This window comes from Teredinibacter waterburyi, assembly GCF_001922985.1.
Lineage (GTDB): Bacteria > Pseudomonadota > Gammaproteobacteria > Pseudomonadales > Cellvibrionaceae > Teredinibacter > Teredinibacter waterburyi.
Genome location: NZ_MRUH01000017.1, coordinates 1 through 1,239, shown reverse-complemented (window position 1 = coordinate 1,239; position 1,239 = coordinate 1). Strand labels below are relative to the sequence as shown.

The following is a 1,239-nucleotide window of genomic DNA, read 5'->3' as shown; positions in this document are numbered from 1 at the left end:
GCGCCTTTTGGGTGGCTGCGCCACTTTAACCCAAAAGTCACCCCAAAATTTCCGCAGGTTAATGCGGCGTTATGCATAAGGAAATAGTGTGAAGATTTTCACTTTAATCGTGCTTCTAATCTTAAGTACGAAGGCGTTTTCTGAAGAGCTGAAGAAAAGTACTGATGATAGCTTAGCTTACATCTTATCAACGATGAGTGTTTTGTATAAGAGTACCGGTTATCCAATTGTTGAGTTGATTCAAAGTTGGGAGCAAATATCGGAATGTGGCGGTACGTGGCAATCGTGCCCAAACGCTAGGTTGTTTATTACATCTAGCATGGGAGATCTTTATGAAACTCCTCTACTCTATGAGCTACCAAAAGCAAAGGGATGGCGCTTTATACATGCCGCCGAGACAGAGCATGAGCTGGTACTGACTCTATTTACAACTTTACAACACGCTAACGTATCAGCGCAGTCACGAAAAGAATGGCCATTTAAAAAGTACACTCTTAGGGTATCAAAATACGATGGCACTATTACAGTGGAAAAATAATGCATAACAAACGGCTCAAATCGACCTCCACTGCGTTGCTCGTTTTGTGCTGTTCAGCTACGCTGGCACAAAACAATCAACTCCGTTCCGGCAATTTAGCCGAGCGTTAGATTTTAGGAGTAGTAATGGACTGGCAATTGGTTACAGGGATATCAAGTATTGTGATTGCTTGCAGCGCGCTAGGAATATCTATCTGGCAAGCAACCTTATCTAGAACGCATAATAAAATATCCTGCCGCCCTCATTTGACTACGTGGGAGCATGGAGGGACTACTGAAATAGATTTCGCAGTAGATCTAATGAATAACGGCATTGGGCCAGCAGTATTCACTAGTTTCAAAATCATGGTCGATGGGTATGCTCAAAGTGGTGAGGGTGTTGAACCAATGGAAAAAGCACTAAATATTCTTTTTCGTAACTACAATTATAAATTCTACACGGCGCATTTCGGTCCAAGCTATTCTATGGCCTCCAAAGAAAATCAAAGACTAATCGCCATTAAATTTCATGGTGAATCCTTTCCGAGCAAAAATGAAATAGATCATGCCATGAAACGAGCAAAAGTAGAGATACTATACAAGTCATTTTATGATGAAGAATTTGAACTAATTGTTACCAAAGACAAATCTAACAATCCGCTCAAAGGCGACGGCGATAAAGCCGCCGCGCTTTAGCGGGGCGTTATGCGTCTTAACGGCTGG

The 1,239-nt window shown here is 42.1% G+C and carries 2 protein-coding genes; both read left to right on the top strand.

What is annotated here, in order from left to right; genetic code table 11:
- Nucleotides 1-88: 88 nt before the first annotated feature.
- Nucleotides 89-538, top strand: coding sequence for a hypothetical protein (locus tag IDZ20_RS01575; protein WP_188149680.1), 450 nt, complete (start codon nt 89-91; stop codon nt 536-538).
- 125 nt (nt 539-663) lie between these two features.
- Nucleotides 664-1,212, top strand: a complete 549-nt coding sequence (locus IDZ20_RS01570) for a hypothetical protein (protein WP_188149679.1) — start codon at nt 664-666, stop codon at nt 1,210-1,212.
- Nucleotides 1,213-1,239 lie beyond the last annotated feature (27 nt).

Bases quoted from the DNA above. Each gene is read 5' to 3' on its own strand.
- IDZ20_RS01570 (WP_188149679.1), top strand. From the start codon at position 664: ATGGACTGGCAATTGGTTACAGGGATATCAAGTATTGTGATTGCTTGC.